The sequence below is a fragment of the Arcobacter sp. CECT 8989 genome, from assembly GCF_004116715.1.
Classification (GTDB): Bacteria; Campylobacterota; Campylobacteria; order Campylobacterales; family Arcobacteraceae; genus Halarcobacter.
The window spans coordinates 1-404 of the sequence record NZ_PDKE01000110.1; the positions used below are offsets into that span (position 1 = coordinate 1).

Annotated in this window: 2 pseudogenes; both read left to right on the forward strand. The window is 41.8% G+C overall.

Going from position 1 to position 404, the window contains the following annotated elements:
• Positions 1-196, forward strand: a pseudogene (locus CRV02_RS14645) (protein rexA); the annotation flags it as partial.
• A 15-nt stretch (positions 197-211) separates the two neighbouring features.
• Positions 212-404 (forward strand): annotated as a pseudogene (locus CRV02_RS14650) (biopolymer transporter ExbB); the annotation flags it as partial.

Consider the following 404-nt stretch of genomic DNA (forward strand, 5'->3'; position numbering starts at 1 on the left):
CATTAGCCTGCGGGCAAAAGATGAGGCCGGAGATATTTTAACAGAACATTATCTATCAGAAAAAGGCCATCTCTCAGCGCCTCTGAACAAGGTCACCAATGCTGAGATAGCTGAAGAGATGGCATATTGCTACGCAAGAATGAAAAGGGATATACTGGAATGTTTTAAAAGGCAGGTGGGCAAAGTTAAGGATTAATTATCAGGAGTAATTATGCGGAACAGAATCATGCCAGGGGTTTACTTAGTAATAATTCCTTACGTTATCGTAAGCATTTGCTATCTCCTTTTCCGCCACTACATTCCTGGTGTTTCTTTTTCAGCTCATAGAGATGGTCTTGGGGCGACATTGTCATCATATGCAGGAACCATGATTGCAATCCTGATTGCTGCCTTGACGTTTCTAA